The sequence below is a fragment of the Proteus sp. G2300 genome, from assembly GCF_009915965.1.
GTDB classification, from domain to species: domain Bacteria; phylum Pseudomonadota; class Gammaproteobacteria; order Enterobacterales; family Enterobacteriaceae; genus Proteus; species Proteus vulgaris.
The window spans coordinates 324,227-346,717 of sequence record NZ_JAABNK010000024.1 but is presented as its reverse complement, the minus strand read 5'-3'; the positions used below and the strand labels follow the sequence as shown (position 1 = coordinate 346,717).

Below are 22,491 nucleotides of genomic sequence, written 5' to 3'. Positions count from 1 at the left end.
AAAGAAGAGGAAGAAAATCAGGACACCAATAGTGCACCAGAAATGGATAACTGATTGATTATATTTATTTGACTCAAGGATGAGTTAAATACTAATGATAACCATTCCGAATATAGCCGAAATAAGACAATTGTATTACGATTACTATTGATTATACTGTGTTTGCATACAGTGGTTGTATGCTATTAAATATAAAAAGGAATTTAAATGATTATAACAAGAGCTAACGTTGATCAGTTCCCTGATCTTCCCGAATACGTTATTCGAGACATAAAGCAAAATGGTACTGTTTATAACACTACAGGAGGTGCTGATGAAGATGGGGCCTTTATTACTGATGGGGGTTGGGTTGTAAATAATGGAGTAGATACGTTAATGGTGGCGGCGGCTAAATCAGATTATTTCCCATGGTCAAAAATACCTATTCTTGCTGATAGTGATAAAGATGAATATCCGTCTCCCAATGTGGGTAATGGTGGGTCATCACCTTTCAATCCAAATACTAAAATCACAGTAAATAAGCCACAAAAGCCCGTTATTATTTCTAGTAATAATAATAAACTAACTAATAGCTCAAACAATAGAGAATTAGCTACCAATAAAGGTGTAATGCATTTTAATGGTGTTGTTATTGAGCAACTCGAAACATTTAAAAAGAAATATTTTCTTACAAAAGAAGCCGTTAATTTAGTTCAAGATAAATTGGTAGAGTCTGTTATTAGTTTATACAGTAAAGAAAATAGTATTGATGATAATAATGTAAACTCAGTAAAATTTATGGAATTTAGTGAATTTGATAATAATTCATTTGATGAGTTAGATCTTATGTCTACGATTCCTGCAGAAAACTTAATTAATAACCCTGACTTAATGTCTGGCAAACTTAATGAAATTGCAAAAAACAACGGTACAGTTAATGTTAATGCAAGAATGGCTGTAATTAAAGAAAATAATAAAGCGAGTGCAGCGTTAGTTAGAACCGATGGTGTATTGGTGACGAAAGAAGTGCCTGTGTATCCCGCCAATTATATTGGCAATGGCTATCATATGGTTATTAAAAATTTGGGAATAGAATATGCGCTTTTACCAGCAGATTCTTATAGTGGACTTGGTTTGCAAGGGAATATTATTCAAAAATATTCAAATGAAAATAAAAAGTTCTCATATCCAGAAAAAGTAGAATTACCTAATAAGGTAGAAAACAAAAGGATAGAAGTACCATATCCACATCAATTTAATGATGCAATTATTGTATTTCCTAGAAATTCAAACTTACCGCCTTTGTATGCTTATTCGGGCTTCCCTGCAATTGAACTTAAGGATAAAGATCCGCGCCCTCAGCAGGAAAAAGAATTTAATGACATCAAAGATGGGGTGAAGTTTACAGCATCATTTTATGAACAAATAGCTAAAGAATATGGGGTAAAAGCCGAACAACTATCTAGGGAATTAGCAGAACAAGCAAAGGGAAAAACTATTCGTAATGCTGATGATGCAGCTAAGGCTTATGAAAAATATAGAGCTAATACTAAAAAGCGGATCAATGCAGCAGATAGAGCTGCTATCGTAAAATATATAGAGTCAATCAAAGTCGAGGAGCTTGCAAAAAGATTACAACAATTCAGTAAAGGAATGGGATATATTAACAAAGCTATTTATACCTATGAACTATACGATGAGTATAAAAAAGCTATAAAAACTGATAACTGGAGGCCATTTTTTGTTAAAGCTGAAACAATAGCTGTTGGATATGCCGCTCCTGTTGTCGTGGGATTTGCATTTAGTATGCTATTAGGTGGCCCAGTTGGGATATTAGGCTATGGATTAATCATTGCAACTGTTGGAGCTTTAATTGATGATAAACTAATCGAAAAAGCAAATAAGCTAATAGGAATTTAATTACATAGATATTAAAGGCCATTTATATATTATATAAGTGGCTTTTTTACTAGAATAGTTATTATATAAAGTATAGAAATAGGGATGGCAAATATAAAAACCATTATGGAATATAGTGCTAATATACCTTTTTTCCCAGGAGTATCTATAAACCAACCTTTATTCCAAAATTCTCTAGTGGTAAATTTTAAGAAGAAGCATTCAACAGCCCATTTAGCAAATGGATATAAAATAGCGTTGATAATACTCATAAATAACCAGAGAAATCCATCTCCTAAACGGAGTTCTTCCCACGAAAGAATCACATGAATTGCAAGAATGAAAAATCCCCAGAACATATTATTAACATAATATTTTTTATTCATATTCAGCTCCTAATGGGCAATTAGTTCTATTTTATAGGATACTATATTAATGTTAATGATTCTTATTTTCAATTCGGTTTAAGGTTTTAATTCTAGATAATTTCACTTGTTTTGCTGAGACATTCTCATTTGTGCAATCACTTATTGTAGGTTACATCTATCCTACAATAAGGAACCAATAAGACATACAAATAAAAGGGTTTATCATCCTGACGTGTTAAGCAAGAGGATTAGGTGATATGCATATTATTTCGTATTTAATGAATTAATATTGCTATGGAATTCTTCTTAATGTGGGATTGAAAGAAATAATTTATTACACTTTGTTACAAATAGAAAACCCCGAGGAATGACCCTCAGGGTTTTGTTTTCAAATGCACGTGCATTTCGCGTGCACTTTCAAGTCCTTTTGTTGTTCGTGTGTAGTCTTGATGATTTCGCTAACTTCTTGTTTTTGAAACCGTTGTCCTATCACTGACCCACCAAATTTGGTGGAGCTGGCGGGAGTTGAACCCGCGTCCGAAATTTCTACATCCTCGGTACTACATGCTTAGTCTATCTTTAATTTCACTTACCCACTGCGGACAGACGCGCCATGAATAAGCTAGCTTGATTAAGTTTAACGCTTTAACCCCAAGCTAGGTCTCCACGCGATCTCTTTTGGGTTTGACCTCTCTTGATCCCCGTCTTAAGAGCGGAAGCTAGGGAGAGAGGGCTCTACGCAGGTTATTAAGCTGCTAGTGCTTCGTACTGATTGTCGTTTGCGACTATCTTTTTTGCGGCTTTTTACGAGGCCAACCGCCCCTCGGCATGCACCTTGGGTTTCGCAAATCCCGTCGAATCCAGAATCAGCCCCAAGTTGTTGAAAGCGAGTATATCAGAAAAATACTTGTAATTGCTAGTACTTAACACAATTTAGCGGTTAGCATTTTTCATGATACGTGCTTTGTCTAATTTCCACTCACGATCTTTAATGGTATCGCGTTTATCGTGATCTTTTTTACCTTTGGCAACGCCAACTTTAATTTTACACCACGCATTTTTCCAATAAAGAGAAAGGGCAACGACGGTGTATCCATCACGATTGATTTGACCGTAAAGTGAATCTAATTCGCGTTGTTTTAATAATAGTTTACGGGTACGAGTCGGGTCACAAACGACATGGCTTGATGCAACATTTAAAGGAGTAATGGTTGCACCAAAAAGATAAGCTTCGCCATCACGCATGATAACATAGCTATCACTGATGTTTGCTTTACCGGCACGCAGTGATTTAACTTCCCAGCCTTGTAACGACAGACCCGCTTCTATCTCATCTTCGATGAAATATTCATGGCGAGCGCGTTTGTTTAACGCAATGGTCGCAGAACCAGGTTTGTGTGATTTTTTCTTTGTCATAATGTCCACATTATACTGTATGAGCAATAGAAAGAAATCATTTAACCGACTGTTTTCTTTTCAATTGCATAAAACTTAAGCTATATTCCATTAGATTTTTAATTAGTCACTGTTCAATGATATGATCCACACAGTGTTGTCGTACAGGAATAACTATGCCTCAGATTAGTCGATCTGCTCTCGTGCCTTTTAGCACAGAGCAAATGTTTAAACTGGTTAATGATGTTCTTACTTATCCCGATTTTCTACCAGGATGCGTTGGAAGTAAACTGATCAAAAGCACACCAGAAGAAATGATTGCATCAATAAATGTCTCTAAAGCGGGAATTAGTAAAACATTTACTACCCATAACTTTTTAAAGACCAATGAACGTGTTGATATGCGTCTTGTTGATGGTCCCTTTCGTAAATTAACGGGAGGATGGGTGTTTACCGCACTTGATGATAATGCGTGTAAGATAGAATTTCAGCTAGACTTTGAGTTTACTAATAAATTAATTGAGTTGGCTTTTGGCCGTATTTTTAAAGATTTAACGAACAATATGGTTCAGGCGTTTACTCACAGAGCGAAAGAGATTTATCGTGACTAAAATATGGGTAGAGGTAACTTACGCGTTACCCGATAAACAGTACCTAATCCCTGTAGAGTTAACGTTAGGGGAGACTGTTGAACAAGCCATTATTGCTTCGAATATATTAACGATTTGTAATGATATTGATTTAACTAAGAATAAAGTGGGTATTTATAGTCGACCAGCAAAGTTAAGTGATAATGTGCGAGACGGAGACCGAGTTGAAATTTATCGACCGTTAATTGCCGATCCGAAAGAAATGCGTCGTAAACGTGCTGAAAAAGCCCGACAAAAAGCGGATTAATATTATGTTTTTTGCCTCTAAATACAGGGCGCTATATACTGCATTGATAGGCAGATTGATTACAGACAGATACAATAAAAGACAACACGACTATAAAGTCATTTCTCTCTATAAAAACACACCCCAACGTCAAATTTAACGTATGGGGTGCAATTCGTTTTTGCCAATCTTATACAAAACTAAGCTTTCTTAGCACAATGACAGCATTATGCTTTGGTTGCAGGCGCTGAGAAATTAGGCATATTGCCTTGTTTGTCAATCTTAGTCAGTATGCCATTGCTATCAAAAGTCAGTGTCAGGGTTTCTTGACGTACTTTCTGATGGCCTGGCTCTTCACGGAAAACATAATACCAAGTTTGGCTTCCGAAAGGATCTTTAAGCATTGGCGTACCAAGGGCAAATTGAACTTGCTGCTGTGTCATTCCTTGCTGAACTTTCGCGACTTCAGCCGGTGTTAAGTAATTTCCCTGATTAATATCTGGGTGATAAACCAGTCTCTCGAACATAGAGCAACCTGAAGTCATTACGACTAAAGATAAAGCGGCAACTTTTAACAGTTTAAAACGCATGGTTATTACATTCCTTTTAGGGTCATAGTGACGATGATAATCGACAACGCAGCAATTGAAAACCTTTCACGCTCTGCCTATGACCTTAAATATCAATAAAAGTTTGTTAATCGTTATGCTGCCAACAAATCTTTCGCATTTGCTAACGTATTTTTGGTGACTTCACTACCTGCTAATAAGCGAGCAATCTCTTGTAAACGCTCTTTTTTCGATAATAATTTCATTGTGGTTTCTGTCTCTTCACCGTTTGTCTCTTTATTAACAAAATAGTGTTGATGTCCACAACCTGCCACTTGAGGTAAGTGAGTGACGCACATTACTTGGGTTGACTCACCCAATTCTCGTAATAATTTACCGACAATAGCCGCTGTAGGACCACTGATCCCCACATCCACTTCATCAAAAATCAGGGCTGGTGTATCCATTTTTTTCGCTGTGATCACTTGAATTGCGAGTGCAATACGGGATAACTCACCACCAGAAGCGACTTTAGAAAGGGCTTGGTGAGGTTGTCCAGGGTTTGTGGTGACATTAAACTCAACTTTTGTGGCACCATCGATTTGTAGTGAGCTGTCATCGAAGTAAGTATCAACAGTGAAATAACCATGAGGCATTGATAACTGATGCATACTGTTAGTGATAAGTTGGCTTAACTCATTAGCATATTGTTGGCGAACTTGATGTAATTGTTTAGCAATGTCTAACGCAATTAAATGATCGGTTTTTACTTTTTCGATTAAAGTTTCACAGTCATCATTTTGGCGTAGTAAGGCATTTTTTTCTTCCATGAGTTGCTGATGCAGATCGTATAATTCTTCAGGTGCTACGCGATGCTTGCGTGATAAACTAATGTATTTGGACATGCGCTTTTCAACTTCAAATAAGCGATTAGGATCCATTTCTAAACGATCGCTATAATGGCGAAGTTCGTCACTGACTTCACTAATTTGAATTGAGGCTTCTTCTAGCATCTCTAATAATGAATTAAATTGGCTCTCCATAGAGGCGAGCTCTGTAATTTCATGTTTAGCGACATTGAGCATACTTAAAATATTTTGCTCTTCATTGTCACTTAAGAGTTGTAAGCTATTTTGGCTTAAGGTCAAAAATTGCCCGCAGTTAGACAGACGTTTATATTCTTGATCTAATTCAGGATACTCGCCTTGTACCGGTTGAAATTCATTAAGCTCTTTTAAATGATAATCAACCAGTTGTTGCCTTGCTTCTCTTTCTAGAGAGAGTTGTTGAAACGCTGCCAATGTCTGGCAACTTTGATGCCATGTTTGATAGGCTGATTTCATGCTTTTTAATAGAGTTGGTTCATGGGCATAAATATCAAGCAGTTGTTTTTGATAGCGAGGCTCTAAAAGTTGTTGGTGAGCATGTTGCCCATGAATTTGGATCAACAAAGAGCCAAGCTCCCTTAATTGAGAAAGGGGGACGGAAGTACCGTTGATAAAACCACGAGAACGCCCATCAGTAGAGATGGTTCTTCTTAATAAGCATTCGTTATGATCATCAAGATGATGTTCTTCAAGCCAACGCTGTGCCGATGGCGTGTCAGAGAGTGAGAATCGTGCGCATAAATCAGCTCTGGCTGCACCTGGGCGCACCATATTGGCATCACCACGGTTACCTAAGCATAAACCTAGTGCATCAATGGCTATAGATTTACCAGCACCAGTTTCACCCGTAATGGTCGTCATGCCACCAGAAAAATCGATTTCAAGTTCACGGACTATGGCAAAATGACTAATAGTTAATTGAGTCAGCATAGTGCCTCTCCTGTGTATAAAAACATATCTGTAATTACATACAGTATAAACTGGTTTTTTATACAGTAAAGTAGTGAGGCACAAAAATTAGAACATTTTTTTCGACCAGCCTAATTTTGAGCTGAGTGTATTAAAATAATTGTAATCAGTCGGATGAACTAAATTGAGTTTTTGACGGCTACGTTTAATGATGACTTCATCGCCTTCTTTAATAGGCAACACTAATTGACTATCACAACTTACTTCGTAATCAATATTTGTTTGTGAGAATTTTAGGCGAATTTGACTATCACTACTGATAACTAAAGGTCGTGCTGACAAGGTATGTGGAAACATTGGTACTAGTGCAATAGCATCAAGATTGGGCGTTAAAATAGGGCCACCAGCAGATAATGAATAGGCGGTTGAACCCGTGGGGGTGGCTATAATTAAGCCATCAGAACGTTGTGAAAAGGCAAAGCGATCATCAATGTAAACTTCAAACTCAATCATATGAGCCACTTTACCGGGATGAAGCACGACTTCATTTATTGCTGTGCCAATACGTGTTCTTTCACCTTCAGCGCAGACTCGAGCTTCAAGTAAGAACCGTTTTTCTTCACGATAGTGTCCAGCTAAAACATTGGTTAATTGTTGTAAGGCATTATCAGGATCAAGATCTGTAAGAAAACCTAAATTACCGCGGTTAACACCAATCACTTTGATGTTATAGCGCGATAAAACACGAGCTGCTCCAAGCATGTTGCCATCACCTCCGACGACAATAACCAGATCAGCGGCTTTTCCCACCTGTGTTAAATCACCTGTTTGTGCATTTCCAAGTTTTAGCTCTTGAGCGACTTGTGTATCGATAATAACATCATAGCCTTGAGCCTGTAGCCAATGATAGAGCATTTCATGTGTTGAAAGTGCCTCAGGATGGCGGGGATGGCCGACAATGCCAATACATTTAAAGTGTTTTTTTTCCGTTACGGTATTATCTGGCATTTTTTTACCCTCGTTTTGCGCCAATTCCTTGAAACCCGTTTATTGATCCCCATAATAAACTAAATATGAAGATGAATACCAAAACTACGCGGAGATGTTCATGAGTAGTAAAGAACAAAATGTACATGAAGAGCAAGTCTCAAAAGAAAAAGAAGGAATGGGATCGGTAATGGATGATTCTCAAGAGCAGGTTATGACCGAAGAAGCGCAAGCAGATTTTAATGCCCAAGCTGAATTAGTTGAGGCATTAGCGCGTATTGATTCTCTTGAAAAACAACTGGAGCAATCACAAAAAACAGAGCGTGAAGCTATGGCTCGTGCTTTAGCTGAAGTTGAAAACGTGCGTCGCCGTACTCAACAAGATATTGAGAAAGCACATAAATTTGCACTTGAAAAATTCTCTAATGAGTTATTGCCTGTACTTGATAATTTAGAACGCGCTTTATCTGCGGCTGATCATGAAAATGAATCGCAAAAACCAATGATTGAAGGGTTAGAGTTAACGTTGAAATCATTCTTAGATGCCGTTCGTAAATTTGGCATTGAAGTGGTTGAAGAAAAAAATGTAGCTTTCAACCCTGATGTTCACCAAGCGATGACATTGATTGATAGTCCTGAACATGAATCTAATCATGTTGTTGATGTTATGCAAAAAGGATATACCTTAAATGGTCGTTTATTACGTCCAGCTATGGTTATCGTTTCTAAATAGCATTAATAAAAGTATTCGTTATCACACGTTTTATTTAGTGTAGATAAAGTAAACCGCACAATACGAAGTTTATAAATCTTCAAGTTATTGTGCGGTTTTATATTTTTAAAGGCAGGTCTTACTCAATCGCGTCAAGATACCAATTGATAGGTGTTCGGCCTTGTTGCTGTAAAATATCATTAGCCTGTTTAAAATGACCACAGCCTAAAAAGCCTCTATGTGCAGAAAGTGGTGATGGGTGAGGGGCTTTTAAGATAACGTGTTTATTTGTATCAATAAAACGACCTTTTTTCTGAGCATGCGCTCCCCAAAGTAGGAAAATAACCCCTTCTCTACGCTGATTAATTTGCTCAATAACAGCATCTGTAAATATTTCCCAACCATAATTAGCGTGAGAATGTGCTTGGCCTTTCTCTACGGTCAATACGGTATTAAGTAATAAAACTCCTTGTTTGGCCCAACTTTCTAAATAGCCATGGTTAGGTCGCTTAAAATCAGGGTATTCTTTTTCAAGCTCTTTATACATGTTAACTAGTGAAGGGGGAGCCGGTACTCCTGGGCGGACTGAAAAAGAGAGCCCATGTGCTTGGTTTGGACCGTGATAAGGATCTTGCCCTAAAATAACAACCTTCACATTTTCAAAAGGTGTAAAACGAAAAGCATTAAAAACGTCTTCCTGAGGAGGATAAATAATTTTGCCTGCATTCCTCTGTTGTGCAACTTGAGACATAATTTGATGAAAATAAGGCTTTTCTTTTTCAACGCCTATTACATCATGCCAGGTTAATGGTGTAGTCATAACATAAAATCCTTGTTGATATCTTATAGTATCTAAGCTTACAGATTTCATTGAATGAATGAAAATATAACGGTTTAAAAACTAGAATTAATTGGAAACTCAAATTTTCTTTTAAAATTTACAAAAAAAATTGCAAATTAGCAGGGCGTGATTATTGATTTAAAACAACACTTTGCATCTCGTTGAACAAAATGCTTATGAATTTTATTGATATTAATCAAAGAATGAGGCCATTTATACTGGTATATAAGTAGACAGAAACATTGGTTAGACCAAATACCCAAGTTCTGATACGAGATTAGAATTTGATTTTGTGCCCACATTGGAGGTCGAAATGATTACTGGTATCCAAATTACTAAAGCTGATAACGATGATTTATTACACTCTTTCTGGTTATTAGATGATGAAAACGGTGAAGCACGTTGCATTTGCGCTAAAAAAGGCTTTGAAGAAGGCCAAGTGATTGACCGTAAAGAATTAGGCAATATCGAATACCGTGAAGTGCCTGTAGAATCTAAACCGGTTGTTCGTGTAGAAGGCGGTCAACATCTTAATGTTAACGTATTAAGCCGTGAAACATTGGAAGATGCAGTTAATAATCCTGAGAAATATCCTCAGTTAACGATCCGTGTTTCTGGTTATGCTGTGCGCTTTAACTCACTGACGCCAGAACAACAACGTGATGTTATTACTCGTACTTTCACTGAAAGTCTGTAATTTTTTACTAAAGTAATAAGTTAATGATAAAGCCCGATATGAAAATATCGGGCTTTTTTTATGCTCGAGCAGTGTTATTCAATAATAAAAAACCGTAGCAATATTAATTCGCTACGGTTCTAAATAAAGAAATAATGCAGATTATTCGCTATCAGTCGGCATTTCTTTTGCTGAGTTTACTGGTGCTGCACTTTTTGTCGCGCTATTGGTTGCCGTTTTGCGGCGCTTACCAATATTTTTACGATCGCGGGCGCGCACTTTTTCTTTAACTGCTTTTTTCTCTTCGTCTTTTTTCGCTTTACGTTTAGCCAGCACTTTTTTAGATGGTTTAAACGTTGCTTTTTGACTCGGTGCTTTAGTGGTTGGGCGTAACTCAGCGACGACACGGTATTTAATTGGCTCTTGAACGTAACGGCCAATCTTACCTAGTAATGGGTGATCGTGCGCTTCAACTAATGAAATGGCGATACCTTTACGCCCTGCACGCCCTGTTCGGCCAATACGGTGCAAATAAACGTCGGCGGTGCGGGGTAAATCAAAGTTAAATACGTGAGTGATATCATCTAAATCAAGACCTCGAGAAGCAACGTCTGTTGCGACCAATACATTCATTTGTCCTGATTCTAAACGTTTTATCGCATCATTACGTTGTGTTTGCGCCATCTCACCTTCAAGGTAGCTACATTTAATACCTTGCTTTTCTAATGCAGAGACAAGTTCTCTTACTCGTTCTCTTTTACGCACAAAGACAATTGATTTTTTAACATCGTCTTGCTTTAGTAATGCGGTCAGTAATGCTGTTTTATGTTCAAGATTATCAGCATGATAATAGAACTGCTGAATTTTTTTACGTTCACGACGTGAAGGGTCTGCATTCAGTTCAACGGGTTCATTAAGGATACGTTGTGCAAAATCAATAACGGCATTACCTTCAAGTGTTGCAGAAAATAGTAATGTCTGTTTGCGCCAGCGAGTTTCGCCCGCAATGGTTTCAATGTCATTAGCAAAACCCATATCTAACATACGGTCTGCTTCATCTAAAATCAGCATTTCTACCGCACGACAGTCAAAGTTTTCTTCTTTGATGTACTGTAATAAACGGCCTGTTGTAGCAACTACGATATCTTGGTTCTCGCTGAAAACTTCAGCGTGATTCATATAAGCAACACCGCCCGTGATAGTGGCGATATCTAAGTGTGTGTGCGCACATAATTCTTTTGCCTGCTCGGCAACTTGCATGGCAAGTTCGCGTGTTGGTGTCAGGATAAGAATACGTGGCGGGCCTGATTTTTTACGTGGATAATCAAGCAAGTGTTGAATTGCCGGAAGCAAAAAGGCCGCAGTTTTCCCCGTGCCTGTTGGCGCAGAGCCTAAAATATCACGCCCATCCATTGCTGCTGGAATGGCATCTGCTTGAATAGCAGTAGGACGTTGATATCCTTTTTCTTCTAATGCGGTCAATAAACTTTCATCAAGTTCAAGACTGGAAAATGTCGTGGCTGTCATTGTATACCTCTGTTTAGGGCGCGGATTTTGACATTATCCCCTGTTAAAAGCCAGCGGATTTACCGCTATCACATTATATATTACCGATAGACGAAGGTATTCGTTGTTTTTTAGGCTTAATCTAAATAAGCGCGCATCGTATACAAATAGTTTAATGTTAAGATAGGGGTTGCAGAAGCGTTATCATACCATATATCTCTTTTTCAACGACATGAATGATAAGTAATAAAAAAGAGATAGTAAGACGAATCAATAGAGCCAATAGATGAATCAAAAGAAAGTGAAAAAAGCTGGATTACGCAAAGGCGGTTTTACATTTAAACAATTTTTTGTTGCTCATGATAAGTGTGAAATGAAAGTCGGGACAGATGGCGTCTTATTAGGAGCTTGGGCACCCATCGAGAATGTAAAAAGAGCTCTTGATATTGGTACGGGAAGTGGATTAGTTGCTTTAATGTTGGCTCAACGGGCTAACCAAATTGAGTGTATTGATGGCATTGAACTTGATGAGCATGCGGCATTACAAGCCATAGACAATGCCCAAGCATCACAATGGTGTTCATTAATTCATATTTATCATTGTGATATTCATCATTATGCAGAACAAACACAAAATAAATATGATTTAATTGTCAGTAATCCTCCTTATTTTGAGCCTGCGATCGCCTGTCGCAATGATGTACGCGAACAAGCGCGTTATACCAAAACGTTAACGCATGAAGGATTATTAGACTGTGCGCAATCGCTTATTACAGAAGAGGGTTTATTTTGTGTTGTGTTGCCTTATACTATTGGAAAGCAATTTATTGAAATAGCAGAAAAAAAAGAGTGGTGTGTAGCTAAACGGGTTAATATCAAAGACAGTGCAGACAAACCCTATCATCGAATTTTGTTAGCGTTTCAAAGACAAAGTGAAAGTTGCATTGAATGTAATATAGAAGAGCTTATTATTCGACATAACGAAGGCCATTACACCGATAAGTTTCAATCTTGGGTAACTGACTTTTATTTATATTATTAAATCTATATTTAATAATACATTGTTTAAGATTATATATATTGTTGTAAGTAATCGTATATATCTAAATGATATCATTGTGTTATCGTTGTTTTATTGGCAAATTGCATTTTGGTTGGTGATCACCATGATGATTTTTTTGTGATTCATCTCTTAAAATAATGATTGAATTGAACTTCACTCTATTTTTACGCTCTAACTCATGTAGCTCATAAAAACGAGAAGGAATAACGAGAGTAAATATGACGGAGTCATTTAAAAATAGTGCGAAGCTAGACTTCGGGAGAGTCCATCTCTAATGAGCGAGCAGTTAACGGATCAAATGTTGGTTGAAAAGGTACAAAATGGTGACCAGAATGCGTTTAATTTGCTGGTTATCCGCTATCAACATAAGGTAGCAAGCCTGATTTCCCGTTATGTACCACAGGGTGATGTGCCAGATGTTTCGCAGGAAGCCTTTATTAAAGCTTATCGAGCCATAGGTTCTTTTCGTGGTGATAGTGCTTTTTATACATGGCTTTACCGTATTGCGGTGAATACCGCAAAAAACTATCTGGTTGCACAAGGGCGACGTCCGCCTTCAAATGATTTAGATGCGAGTGATGTCGAAAATTTTGAATCACCTAATGCATTGAAAGAAATTTCGAACCCTGAGAATTTAATGTTGTCTGAAGAGTTACGGAGAGTAGTTTTTCACACCATAGAGTCATTACCTGAAGATTTGCGGGTTGCTATAACACTTCGGGAACTTGATGGACTGAGCTATGAAGAGATAGCCGTCATTATGGATTGCCCTGTTGGAACAGTACGTTCACGTATTTTTAGGGCACGAGAAGCTATTGATAATAAGGTTCAACCATTAATACAAGAATTTTGATTGTGGGTGAACCATCACTGACTGAAGGGTACTTTTACATGCAAAAAGAAAAACTTTCTGCATTTATGGATGGCGAAGTTCTTGATAAAGAATTAATGGGAACAATTGCACGTGATGACTCAATGAAAGAAACATGGCAACGTTACCATTTAATTCGTGACACAATGCGTGGTGATGTAGGTGAAGTAGTCCACTTTGATATCGCAAGTCGCGTTGCGCTCGCTTTAGAGAACGAACCTGTCCGCATAAGTCCTGAACAACAACGAGAGCAACAACCTGCGCCATCACAATGGCGTCAGCACTCTTTTTTACAAACGTTACGCCCTTGGGCGAGTCAGTTAACTCAAATTGGTGTCGCGGCTTGTGTTTCATTAGCTGTTATTGTTGGTGTTCAGCAATATAATGGAAAGAATGGTTCTGAAGATTTCCAAGTAGATACACCTGTGTTTAATACCCAACCTATCATGGGGTCTGGTGCACCAGTAAGTTTAAATTTTCAAAATGATACTTTAGGTAAAGATCAGCAAACACGTTTACAAGAGCGCAATCAGCGCCTTGGATTAATGTTGCAACAGTATGAGTTAGATCGTCGTATTTATAATGCACCACAAAATGAAGCACCAGCGAATGAGCAAGGTGTAACTCAACCGGTAACAGCACAGTAATAATAACGACGTGAATGTATAAATAACGTGTGGGAATGAAACAGTCGTAATGAAAAAATCATGGTTATCCGTCTTATTGGTGGCGGGCAGCCTGTCAATGCCGATACAAGCCTTGGCGCAACCTCAAACAGGTAGTGTCGAGGCTTTGTTGCAAAAGATGGGTCAGACAAGTCAAAGCTCTACCTATGAATTATCTTTTATCAATATCAACTCTCAAGGTATTGTTCCTATTCGCTATCGTCATACTCTTATTGATGGCAAACCTCTTGCACAATTAATGCAAATGGATAGTACACGTCGTGAAATTGTTCAACGTGGTAATGAAATCAGTTATTTTGAACCAGGATTAGATGCCTTTAGCTTGAGAAATGATCATATTGTTGATTATATTCCTGCTATTATCTATCAAGATTTCAATGAGTTATCAAACTATTATAATTTTATTGATGCGGGTAGAACTCATATTGGTGATATTCCAAGTCGCGTTGTTCGTGTGTTATCAAAAAATAATGACCGTTATGATTATGTCTTATTTATTGATGAAGAAAGGTATCTTCCTTTAAGAGTTGATCTTTTAGATAAAAATAATGAAATAATTGAGCAGTTTAGAGTGATTACAGTAAATGAAGGCAATGAGGTTGAGACTAAATTGAATTCATTACGTACCGTGAATATGCCACCGGTGTTACTTATCCCTAAGTCTAAACCTTTAGTCTATCACTGGTCAGTCAGCGAGTTACCTGATGGTTTTAAAGAAGTAAAACGTAGTAATCATCAAATTTCTGAAACTGAGTTTAGTCAGTCTATTTTATTTAGTGATGGTCTATTTGACTTCTCTATTTATGTTAATAAAAGTGGTCAGCATACCAATTCGCCCGAACGCGATAAAATGTTAAGGTATGGCCGTAATACAATTTATACTTATGATAAGGAAGGCAATGAAATTACCTTCATTGGTCAACTACCATTTTCTACAGCACAGAAGATAGTGAATGGTATTGTATTTACGAAAAAGTAAAAGGTATAAGTTATGGTTAAAGAGTGGGCAACAGTTATACATTGGCATGAAGGAAGAGCGTTATTGCGCTATGGTTCTTCTTCTGGCTGTGGTAGTTGTCAAGCTCGTGCCGCGTGTGGTTCTTATTTATTGAATAAAATAGGACCCGAAACTGTTCATCAACTCGAACTTCCAGTAGCACAACCTTTAGTCGAAGGACAAAAAGTGGAAGTTGGGATCCCTGAAAATAATCTACTTCTTTCTGCGATGTTGGTGTATTTAACGCCACTTATTGGCCTATTTATTGTTGCGGGCATTGCGAGCCTTTGGTTTTCCAGTGAATTTGCTATTTTTTGTAGTGGTCTTGCTGGTGGCCTTCTTGGCTTTTTATTAGCAAAAAGAGTGGCAACATGGTGGAGCAAAGATGAAGGTTTTGAACCGGTTATATTACAAATAGGTCTTCCTCCTCATGAACTTAAGGTTCAATTCCAAGAGTAGTTAGCAGATAAAAAAAGAAGGGGCGTTAGCCCCATTATTTTTTGCTTGGCTAATTTCGTTATTGTTTTCATCTTAAATTAATGCGTTTCGATATCTAGAAATTGTCTCAAAAAAATCACAAATAAATGCAAGTCTTAGCATAAATGTTTGTGTTTGATGAACGTTTCTTTGAGTATAATGTCTCTAGTGTGTAGAATGCGTCATCAATAATAACTCCTGCAATATAGAGTTTTCGCTTTGTGTCCATGAATGACTCCAAAGCCAGATTTATAGAGCAAAGCAATAGAGAAAAATAATTTCAGAATGAAAAACATACGTAACTTTTCCATTATCGCACATATTGACCACGGTAAATCGACGTTATCAGATCGAATTATTCAAATTTGTGGTGGCTTATCAGATCGTGAAATGGCTGCGCAGGTTCTTGATTCTATGGATCTTGAGCGTGAACGTGGTATTACAATCAAAGCGCAAAGCGTAACCTTGAATTACACCGCGGATGACGGTGAAGTTTATCAGCTTAACTTTATCGATACCCCTGGACACGTTGACTTCTCTTATGAAGTATCTCGTTCTCTTGCCGCTTGTGAAGGCGCCTTATTGGTCGTTGATGCAGGACAAGGGGTTGAAGCACAAACATTAGCAAACTGCTATACGGCGATGGACATGGATCTCACCGTCGTCCCGGTTCTAAATAAAATAGATTTACCTGCAGCCGAGCCTGAGCGCGTTGCTGAAGAAATTGAAGATATTGTAGGAATTGATGCCACAGATGCAGTACGTTGCTCTGCAAAAACGGGTGTGGGTGTCAAAGAAGTTATTGAACGTCTTGTTAAAGAAATTCCAGCGCCCGAAGGCGACCCTGAAGCGCCATTACAAGCTCTGATCATTGATTCATGGTTTGATAACTATCTTGGTGTTGTTTCACTTATTCGTGTTAAAAACGGTAAAGTGAACAAAGGCGATAAAATCAAGGTCATGAGTACTGGCCAAGTTTATAACATTGACCGTATTGGTATTTTTACGCCCAAACAAATTGATACAACATCATTAAATTGTGGTGAAGTGGGTTGGGTTGTTTGTGGTATTAAAGATATTTTAGGTGCCCCTGTTGGAGATACTTTAACAGCAGCACAAAAACCAGCAGATAAACCGTTACCAGGTTTTAAGAAAGTGAAACCACAGGTGTATGCGGGGTTATTCCCAATTAGTTCCGACGACTATGAATCATTTCGTGATGCATTAGGTAAATTAAGTCTTAATGATGCATCATTGTTCTATGAACCAGAAAGTTCATCTGCATTAGGTTTCGGTTTCCGTTGTGGTTTCTTAGGTCTTCTTCATATGGAGATTATTCAAGAACGTTTAGAACGTGAATATGACCTCGACCTGATCACAACAGCACCAACGGTAGTTTATGAAGTTGAAATGACTAACGGTGATATAATATCAGTAGATAGCCCGTCTAAATTACCTGCACTGAATAATATCGAAGAAATCAGAGAGCCTATTGCTGAATGTCATATGTTATTACCGCAAGAATACTTAGGTAATGTAATTACTTTATGTGTCGAAAAACGCGGTGTTCAAACCAATATGGTCTATCATGGTAATCAGGTTTCATTGACTTATGAAATACCAATGGCGGAAGTGGTCTTGGATTTCTTTGACCGCTTAAAATCAACATCACGTGGTTATGCTTCTTTAGACTATAACTTTATCCGTTTCCAAGGCTCAAACATGGTACGTGTCGATGTCTTGATTAATGGTGATCGTGTTGATGCTTTAGCGTTGATAACACATAACGATAATGCACCTTATCGTGGACGCGAGTTGGTGGAAAAAATGAAAGAATTTATTCCACGTCAACAGTTTGATATCGCTATTCAAGCGGCAATTGGTAACCATATTATTGCTCGTTCAACTGTTAAACAGTTACGTAAAAACGTATTAGCCAAATGTTATGGTGGTGACGTTAGCCGTAAGAAAAAACTGTTACAGAAACAGAAAGATGGTAAAAAACGTATGAAGCAAATTGGTAACGTAGAGCTACCACAAGAAGCGTTTTTAGCCATCCTTCATGTTGGTAAAGATAAATAATTTAAGGAGAAAACATGGCTAACACGTTTGCCTTGATCCTAACGCTGGCAACGCTAATAACGGGCGTTTTTTGGTGTATTGAGCGCTTTAAGCTCAAACCAGCCCGAAAAGCAAAACTAAAGCGTCTTCAAGAAATGACGCAAGGTACTGAGGATCAGCAAGAGTTAGCAAAATCAATTAATAAACCAAGCTGGGCTGAAACCTTAGGTTCTCTCTTTCCAGTATTGATTATTGTTTTGGTTCTGCGTTCATTTGTGTATGAGCCGTTTCAAATACCTTCTCGTTCCATGATGCCAACCTTATTGGTTGGCGATTTTATCTTGGTTGAAAAGTTTGCTTATGGATTAAAGGATCCAATAACACAAACAACGTTAATAAATACAGGAAAACCCAAACGGGGTGATATTGCCGTCTTTAAATATCCTCGGGATCCTTCTACTGATTTTATTAAACGTGTTATTGGGTTACCGGGTGATAAAATTGTTTATGATATGATGTCGAAAAAAATACACATCTACCCAAATTGTAATAAAGCGATTTGTAATGATGAGATTTCGGTAACTTATGGTACCGCTTATCCAAGCGAATGGACGCTGTTATTGCAAAATGTACCGGGTGGTCAGCGTATAAATGGCATGAAATCAATTCCAATTGAAGAGCCGATTTCAACAGCAACTCAATTACGTGAAGAAGAACGAGTAGAAACGATAGGAAAAGTCTCTCACCGTATAATGACAATACCTGGTGATATGACGATGCCTGAGTTTATCCAACCTGGATTACCCGTTGGTACTTGGATTGTCCCAGAAGATCATTATTTTATGATGGGCGATAACCGTGATGGAAGTTCTGACAGTCGCTTCTGGGGCTTTGTGCCAGAGAAAAATTTAGTGGGTAAAGCGACAACCATTTGGATGAGCTTTGAAAAACAAGAGAATGAATGGCCTACAGGTGTTCGTCTCAGTCGTATCGGTGGCATTAAGTAACTATTGACAAAATAGCTACAGCATTCCTTTCTATCTCAGTGTAGAATATGCCACTTCTTTAAATATGATTGGCTCCTGTTATTCACAGGAGCCAGTGCAAACGCAACAGTTCTGTTATCCAACCCGATAATCTCTCGTTGTCTTAAACAGATTTGTTGCGTGTGCTCCAAATTAAGTTATGGAACTTGATCGCACATGAATACTTTATTAGTAAACCAGTTACAAAAGAAACTGGGATATACTTTCACGCAAAATGAATTATTACTACAGGCTTTAACGCATCGTAGTGCAAGTAGTAAACACAATGAACGTTTAGAATTTTTAGGTGATTCAATTCTAAGCTATGTTATTGCTAATGCGCTCTATCATCGTTTCCCTCGTGTTGATGAAGGGGATATGAGCCGAATGAGAGCAACGCTTGTTCGTGGTAATACACTCGCAGAATTAGCGCGTGAATTTGAACTAGGCGAATGTCTGCGTTTAGGGCCTGGAGAATTAAAAAGTGGCGGTTTTCGCCGAGAATCAATTTTAGCAGATACGGTGGAAGCTTTAATTGGTGCTATTTTCCTTGATAGTAATATTCAAAATATCGAAAAAATTATTTTAAAATGGTATGAGAATCGTTTGGCTGAAATCAGTCCAGGCGATAAGCAAAAAGATCCTAAAACTCGTCTGCAAGAGTATCTGCAAGGGCGCCATCTTCCACTACCTTCTTATATTGTGGTACAGGTTCGTGGTGAAGCCCATGACCAAGAGTTTACGATCCATTGTCAGATAAGCGGTATCGATCAACCTGTCAAAGGGATGGGTACAAGCCGTCGAAAAGCTGAACAAGCCGCTGCTGAACAGGCATTAATACAACTGGAGCTTGAATGAGCGAAGAACAAACCTATTGCGGATTTATTGCGATAGTCGGTCGCCCAAATGTGGGAAAATCAACACTACTGAACCAATTATTGGGGCAGAAAGTTTCTATTACATCACGTAAACCGCAAACAACGCGTCATCGTATCATGGGTATTGATACTGACGGTGCTTACCAAGCGATTTATGTTGATACACCGGGCTTGCATATTGAAGAAAAGCGAGCTATCAACAGACTAATGAACCGCGCAGCAAGTAGCTCGATTGGTGATGTTGAACTGGTGATTTTTGTTGTTGAAGGCACCAACTGGACGCCTGATGACGAAATGGTATTGAACAAATTAAAATCATTGCGTTGCCCTGTTTTATTAGCAATTAATAAAGTGGATAACGTCATTGATAAAACCAAGTTACTTCCACATATTGGCTTTTTAAGCCAACAAATGGATTTTCTTGATGTTGTACCAATTAGTGCAGAAAAAGACATGAATATTGATACGATTGCAAAAATTGTTCGTAAATGTCTACCAGAAGCTATTCATCATTTCCCTGAAGATTATATTACTGATCGTTCTCAACGTTTTATGGCGTCAGAAATTATTCGTGAGAAATTGATGCGTTTCTTAGGTGAAGAATTACCTTATTCTGTCACTGTTGAAATTGAGCAATTTGTGACTAATGAGCGCGGTGGTTACGATATCCACGGATTAATTCTGGTTGAACGTGAAGGCCAGAAAAAAATGGTTATTGGTAATAAAGGCGTAAAAATCAAGAAAATTGGCACCGAAGCCCGTATGGATATGGAAGACCTATTTGAAAACAAAGTTCACTTAGAACTTTGGGTGAAGGTTAAAGCTGGCTGGGCTGATGATGAACGTGCTTTACGTAGCCTTGGCTATGTGGATGATTTAAAGTAGGTAACTGAAGTGGATGGCTGGCAACGTGCATTTGTTATCCATGCTCGACCCTATAGTGAAACAAGCCTATTGCTTGATTTTTTCACTGAAAATGAAGGGCGAGTACGCATATTGTCGAAAGGTGCACGGGGCCGTCGTTCACCCTTAAAAGGGGCACTTCAACCTTTTACGCCTTTGCTCATTCGTTGGAGTGGGCGAGGAGAAGTTAAAACCCTTCGTGATGCTGAACCTATCTCTTTAGCTTTACCGCTGACAGGCTCTGTTCTTTATAGTGGCTTGTATCTTAATGAACTTTTGTCTCGTGTTTTAGAAAATGGCACTTCTTATAGTGTGCTTTTTTTTGAATACCTTTCTTGTTTACAAATTCTTGCTGCTAGTGATACTACACCAGAGGCAGCCTTAAGACGCTTTGAACTCGCTTTATTAACACAACTTGGTTATGGCTTAGATTTTCTGCATTGTGCAGGAAGTGGGGAGCCTGTTTCTGATACGATGACATACCGTTATCGTGAAGAAAAAGGTTTTATCGCAAGTTTAGTGGTTGATCATAATAGTTTTACTGGGCTTGAATTAAAATCATTAGCCAGTCGTGAGTTTCCTACAACTGAAACATTAAAAGCGGCGAAAAGGTTTACAAGAATGGCATTAAAGCCCTATTTAGGTGGAAAACCATTAAAAAGTAGAGAACTTTTCAGGCAATTTGCCATTAAAAAAGCCCCGAAAAAAAGGGCATTGATAACTGATCAATAATATTGTCTTTTTCTTCTCTATGGAATGTGTAAACTAAGGTAATGCAACGTTATTTTTCAGGAGAAGAGCATGTCTGATATTCTACTTGGCGTTAATATTGACCATATCGCCACCCTTCGTAATGCCCGTGGCACAACGTATCCCGATCCTGTTCAAGCCGCTTTTGTTGCAGAACAAGCAGGCGCTGATGGCATCACTATTCATTTACGTGAAGATAGACGTCATATCACTGACCGTGACTTAATGCTGATAAGCCAAACAGTTCAGACAAGATTAAATCTAGAAATGGCAGTTACAGAAGAAATGATTGAGATTGCGTGTCAAACGCAACCTGATTTTTGTTGTTTAGTACCTGAAAAACGCCAAGAAGTAACAACAGAAGGCGGTTTAGATGTTGTTGGGAATGAAGAAAAGATAGTAGATGCAATTAAACGCTTATCTTTAGCAGGTATAAAAGTTTCGCTATTTATTGACCCTGACCATGAACAAATTAACGCAGCAGATCGTGTTGGTGCGCCTTTTATTGAAATTCATACTGGTGCTTATGCTGACGCTGAAGATGAAATGGCTCAAGAAAAAGAGTTTGCTCGTATTCGTGATGCAGTAACTTATGCCGCATCTAAAGGTTTAAAAGTGAATGCTGGGCATGGTTTGCATTATCACAACGTGCAGCGCATTGCAGCCTTGCCTGAATTATATGAATTGAATATTGGTCACGCCATTATTGGTAGAGCGGTATTCAGTGGATTAGCGCCTGCAGTTGAAGAAATGAAACGTTTAATGCGAGAAGCGCGTCGCTAATGGCCATTGTTGGTTTAGGTATGGATATTGTTGAAATATCGCGTATCGAAGAAATTATAGGGCGTTCTGGTGAACGCCTTGCTCGTCGCATTCTTACTGAAACAGAATGGGAAATCTATCAATCACATAAACAGCCAATACGTTTTTTAGCCAAGCGATTTGCAGTCAAAGAAGCCGCGGCAAAAGCATTAGGTACAGGCATTCGTTTAGGATTGGCTTTTAACCATTTTGAAGTACGTAATGATGAATTGGGTAAGCCAACACTGCACTTTTTAGCGGTTGCCAAAGAAATGGCAGAAAAAGCGGGGATAAATTCTATTCACGTGACGCTTGCTGATGAGCAACGCTATGCTTGTGCGACAGTTATTTTAGAGAAATAACGTTTTTAGTTTTATCACCCACAAAGATTTTGTG

General features: G+C 38.2%; 24 protein-coding genes and 1 other RNA gene. 17 read left to right on the top strand and 8 right to left on the bottom strand.

Annotated features, from left to right (window positions below):
* Positions 1 to 207 precede the first annotated feature (207 nt).
* Complete coding sequence (locus GWI97_RS16060; RefSeq protein WP_161752135.1) at positions 208 to 1,899, top strand: colicin-like pore-forming protein; 1,692 nt, start codon at positions 208 to 210, stop codon at positions 1,897 to 1,899.
* A 29-nt stretch (positions 1,900 to 1,928) separates the two neighbouring features.
* On the opposite strand, the gene GWI97_RS16055 is transcribed toward GWI97_RS16060, so the two are convergent.
* From GWI97_RS16055 to smpB, 3 genes are all read right to left on the bottom strand, one after another.
* Complete coding sequence (locus tag GWI97_RS16055; protein WP_237585398.1) at positions 1,929 to 2,264, bottom strand: colicin E1 immunity protein; 336 nt, start codon at positions 2,262 to 2,264, stop codon at positions 1,929 to 1,931.
* A 489-nt stretch (positions 2,265 to 2,753) separates the two neighbouring features.
* Positions 2,754 to 3,120: a transfer-messenger RNA gene (gene ssrA, locus GWI97_RS16050) on the bottom strand.
* Positions 3,121 to 3,179: 59 nt separating this feature from the next.
* The gene (gene smpB, locus GWI97_RS16045) at positions 3,180 to 3,662 is read right to left on the bottom strand and encodes an SsrA-binding protein SmpB (RefSeq protein WP_036935288.1); all 483 of its coding nucleotides are present in this window, start codon (positions 3,660 to 3,662) and stop codon (positions 3,180 to 3,182) included.
* A gap of 155 nt (positions 3,663 to 3,817) precedes the next feature.
* Here smpB and GWI97_RS16040 point away from each other — a divergent pair, with 155 nt between their 5' ends.
* Positions 3,818 to 4,252, top strand: a complete 435-nt coding sequence (locus GWI97_RS16040) for an SRPBCC family protein (protein WP_006533588.1) — start codon at positions 3,818 to 3,820, stop codon at positions 4,250 to 4,252.
* Positions 4,242 to 4,538: an RnfH family protein gene (locus GWI97_RS16035; RefSeq protein ID WP_373364692.1), complete on the top strand. Its 297-nt coding sequence runs from the start codon at positions 4,242 to 4,244 to the stop codon at positions 4,536 to 4,538. The genes GWI97_RS16040 and GWI97_RS16035 overlap by 11 nt, the downstream gene beginning before the upstream one ends.
* 206 nt (positions 4,539 to 4,744) lie before the next feature.
* On the opposite strand, the gene bamE is transcribed toward GWI97_RS16035, so the two are convergent.
* From bamE to nadK, 3 genes are all read right to left on the bottom strand, one after another.
* Entirely contained in the window at positions 4,745 to 5,107 is a 363-nt protein-coding gene (bamE, locus tag GWI97_RS16030) for an outer membrane protein assembly factor BamE (protein ID WP_036935295.1), read from the bottom strand.
* 113 nt (positions 5,108 to 5,220) lie between these two features.
* The gene (recN, locus tag GWI97_RS16025) at positions 5,221 to 6,882 is read right to left on the bottom strand and encodes a DNA repair protein RecN (protein ID WP_087803268.1); all 1,662 of its coding nucleotides are present in this window, start codon (positions 6,880 to 6,882) and stop codon (positions 5,221 to 5,223) included.
* Positions 6,883 to 6,969: 87 nt separating this feature from the next.
* The gene (gene nadK, locus GWI97_RS16020; protein WP_036935301.1) at positions 6,970 to 7,869 is read right to left on the bottom strand and encodes an NAD(+) kinase; all 900 of its coding nucleotides are present in this window, start codon (positions 7,867 to 7,869) and stop codon (positions 6,970 to 6,972) included.
* Positions 7,870 to 7,969: 100 nt separating this feature from the next.
* Between nadK and grpE the strand changes: the two genes are divergently transcribed.
* Entirely contained in the window at positions 7,970 to 8,581 is a 612-nt protein-coding gene (gene grpE / locus GWI97_RS16015; RefSeq protein WP_087803270.1) for a nucleotide exchange factor GrpE, read from the top strand.
* A gap of 118 nt (positions 8,582 to 8,699) precedes the next feature.
* Here the strand turns inward: grpE and ung are convergent, their stop codons facing one another.
* Entirely contained in the window at positions 8,700 to 9,380 is a 681-nt protein-coding gene (ung, locus tag GWI97_RS16010) for a uracil-DNA glycosylase (protein WP_036935306.1), read from the bottom strand.
* A 334-nt stretch (positions 9,381 to 9,714) separates the two neighbouring features.
* Between ung and grcA the strand changes: the two genes are divergently transcribed.
* Entirely contained in the window at positions 9,715 to 10,098 is a 384-nt protein-coding gene (grcA, locus tag GWI97_RS16005) for an autonomous glycyl radical cofactor GrcA (protein WP_036935309.1), read from the top strand.
* 141 nt (positions 10,099 to 10,239) lie between these two features.
* Here the strand turns inward: grcA and srmB are convergent, their stop codons facing one another.
* Positions 10,240 to 11,604, bottom strand: a complete 1,365-nt coding sequence (srmB, locus tag GWI97_RS16000) for an ATP-dependent RNA helicase SrmB (RefSeq protein ID WP_036935312.1) — start codon at positions 11,602 to 11,604, stop codon at positions 10,240 to 10,242.
* Positions 11,605 to 11,869: 265 nt separating this feature from the next.
* Here srmB and trmN point away from each other — a divergent pair, with 265 nt between their 5' ends.
* From trmN to acpS, 12 genes are all read left to right on the top strand, one after another.
* On the top strand, positions 11,870 to 12,625 hold the full coding sequence (trmN, locus tag GWI97_RS15995; protein WP_036935315.1) for a tRNA(1)(Val) (adenine(37)-N(6))-methyltransferase TrmN: 756 nt from the start codon (positions 11,870 to 11,872) through the stop codon (positions 12,623 to 12,625).
* Between the two features lie 295 nt (positions 12,626 to 12,920).
* Positions 12,921 to 13,499 (top strand): RNA polymerase sigma factor RpoE, encoded by a 579-nt coding sequence (rpoE, locus tag GWI97_RS15990; protein WP_023581594.1) that lies wholly within the window; start codon positions 12,921 to 12,923, stop codon positions 13,497 to 13,499.
* A 38-nt stretch (positions 13,500 to 13,537) separates the two neighbouring features.
* Positions 13,538 to 14,164 carry an anti-sigma-E factor RseA gene (gene rseA, locus GWI97_RS15985; protein WP_036938924.1) on the top strand — a complete coding sequence of 209 codons (627 nt, stop codon included), beginning with the start codon at positions 13,538 to 13,540 and terminating at the stop codon, positions 14,162 to 14,164.
* Between the two features lie 49 nt (positions 14,165 to 14,213).
* Complete coding sequence (gene rseB, locus GWI97_RS15980) at positions 14,214 to 15,182, top strand: sigma-E factor regulatory protein RseB (protein ID WP_036935318.1); 969 nt, start codon at positions 14,214 to 14,216, stop codon at positions 15,180 to 15,182.
* Positions 15,183 to 15,194: 12 nt separating this feature from the next.
* The gene (gene rseC, locus GWI97_RS15975; RefSeq protein WP_036935321.1) at positions 15,195 to 15,659 is read left to right on the top strand and encodes a SoxR-reducing system protein RseC; all 465 of its coding nucleotides are present in this window, start codon (positions 15,195 to 15,197) and stop codon (positions 15,657 to 15,659) included.
* A gap of 303 nt (positions 15,660 to 15,962) precedes the next feature.
* Positions 15,963 to 17,759 (top strand): translation elongation factor 4, encoded by a 1,797-nt coding sequence (gene lepA, locus GWI97_RS15970; protein ID WP_036935324.1) that lies wholly within the window; start codon positions 15,963 to 15,965, stop codon positions 17,757 to 17,759.
* Positions 17,760 to 17,773: 14 nt separating this feature from the next.
* Positions 17,774 to 18,745, top strand: coding sequence for a signal peptidase I (lepB, locus tag GWI97_RS15965; protein ID WP_036935327.1), 972 nt, complete (start codon positions 17,774 to 17,776; stop codon positions 18,743 to 18,745).
* Positions 18,746 to 18,940: 195 nt separating this feature from the next.
* Positions 18,941 to 19,621, top strand: a complete 681-nt coding sequence (rnc, locus tag GWI97_RS15960; RefSeq protein WP_036935330.1) for a ribonuclease III — start codon at positions 18,941 to 18,943, stop codon at positions 19,619 to 19,621.
* Complete coding sequence (gene era, locus GWI97_RS15955) at positions 19,618 to 20,526, top strand: GTPase Era (RefSeq protein WP_036935334.1); 909 nt, start codon at positions 19,618 to 19,620, stop codon at positions 20,524 to 20,526. Before rnc ends, era begins: the two co-directional genes overlap by 4 nt.
* A 9-nt stretch (positions 20,527 to 20,535) precedes the next feature.
* Positions 20,536 to 21,276, top strand: a complete 741-nt coding sequence (recO, locus tag GWI97_RS15950) for a DNA repair protein RecO (RefSeq protein WP_036935336.1) — start codon at positions 20,536 to 20,538, stop codon at positions 21,274 to 21,276.
* A 69-nt stretch (positions 21,277 to 21,345) separates the two neighbouring features.
* A complete protein-coding gene (pdxJ, locus tag GWI97_RS15945; protein ID WP_036935339.1) occupies positions 21,346 to 22,077 on the top strand; it encodes a pyridoxine 5'-phosphate synthase in 732 nt (243 codons plus the stop codon).
* Positions 22,077 to 22,457, top strand: coding sequence for a holo-ACP synthase (gene acpS, locus GWI97_RS15940; RefSeq protein ID WP_036935342.1), 381 nt, complete (start codon positions 22,077 to 22,079; stop codon positions 22,455 to 22,457). The genes pdxJ and acpS overlap by 1 nt, the downstream gene beginning before the upstream one ends.
* Positions 22,458 to 22,491: the final 34 nt, after the last annotated feature.

Excerpts from the sequence above, each read along its gene's own strand:
- grcA (WP_036935309.1), top strand. The coding sequence starts at position 9,715 with ATGATTACTGGTATCCAAATTACTAAAGCTGATAACGATGATTTATTA.
- pdxJ (WP_036935339.1), top strand. The coding sequence starts at position 21,346 with ATGTCTGATATTCTACTTGGCGTTAATATTGACCATATCGCCACCCTT.
- nadK (WP_036935301.1), bottom strand. The coding sequence starts at position 7,869 with ATGCCAGATAATACCGTAACGGAAAAAAAACACTTTAAATGTATTGGC.
- GWI97_RS16060 (WP_161752135.1), top strand. The coding sequence starts at position 208 with ATGATTATAACAAGAGCTAACGTTGATCAGTTCCCTGATCTTCCCGAA.
- srmB (WP_036935312.1), bottom strand. The coding sequence starts at position 11,604 with ATGACAGCCACGACATTTTCCAGTCTTGAACTTGATGAAAGTTTATTG.
- lepB (WP_036935327.1), top strand. The coding sequence starts at position 17,774 with ATGGCTAACACGTTTGCCTTGATCCTAACGCTGGCAACGCTAATAACG.
- recN (WP_087803268.1), bottom strand. The coding sequence starts at position 6,882 with ATGCTGACTCAATTAACTATTAGTCATTTTGCCATAGTCCGTGAACTT.
- GWI97_RS16055 (WP_237585398.1), bottom strand. The coding sequence starts at position 2,264 with ATGAATAAAAAATATTATGTTAATAATATGTTCTGGGGATTTTTCATT.
- acpS (WP_036935342.1), top strand. The coding sequence starts at position 22,077 with ATGGCCATTGTTGGTTTAGGTATGGATATTGTTGAAATATCGCGTATC.
- trmN (WP_036935315.1), top strand. The coding sequence starts at position 11,870 with ATGAATCAAAAGAAAGTGAAAAAAGCTGGATTACGCAAAGGCGGTTTT.
- rseA (WP_036938924.1), top strand. The coding sequence starts at position 13,538 with ATGCAAAAAGAAAAACTTTCTGCATTTATGGATGGCGAAGTTCTTGAT.
- era (WP_036935334.1), top strand. The coding sequence starts at position 19,618 with ATGAGCGAAGAACAAACCTATTGCGGATTTATTGCGATAGTCGGTCGC.
- rpoE (WP_023581594.1), top strand. The coding sequence starts at position 12,921 with ATGAGCGAGCAGTTAACGGATCAAATGTTGGTTGAAAAGGTACAAAAT.
- rseB (WP_036935318.1), top strand. The coding sequence starts at position 14,214 with ATGAAAAAATCATGGTTATCCGTCTTATTGGTGGCGGGCAGCCTGTCA.
- smpB (WP_036935288.1), bottom strand. The coding sequence starts at position 3,662 with ATGACAAAGAAAAAATCACACAAACCTGGTTCTGCGACCATTGCGTTA.
- rseC (WP_036935321.1), top strand. The coding sequence starts at position 15,195 with ATGGTTAAAGAGTGGGCAACAGTTATACATTGGCATGAAGGAAGAGCG.
- ung (WP_036935306.1), bottom strand. The coding sequence starts at position 9,380 with ATGACTACACCATTAACCTGGCATGATGTAATAGGCGTTGAAAAAGAA.
- bamE (WP_036935295.1), bottom strand. The coding sequence starts at position 5,107 with ATGCGTTTTAAACTGTTAAAAGTTGCCGCTTTATCTTTAGTCGTAATG.
- rnc (WP_036935330.1), top strand. The coding sequence starts at position 18,941 with ATGAATACTTTATTAGTAAACCAGTTACAAAAGAAACTGGGATATACT.
- GWI97_RS16040 (WP_006533588.1), top strand. The coding sequence starts at position 3,818 with ATGCCTCAGATTAGTCGATCTGCTCTCGTGCCTTTTAGCACAGAGCAA.
- lepA (WP_036935324.1), top strand. The coding sequence starts at position 15,963 with ATGAAAAACATACGTAACTTTTCCATTATCGCACATATTGACCACGGT.
- grpE (WP_087803270.1), top strand. The coding sequence starts at position 7,970 with ATGAGTAGTAAAGAACAAAATGTACATGAAGAGCAAGTCTCAAAAGAA.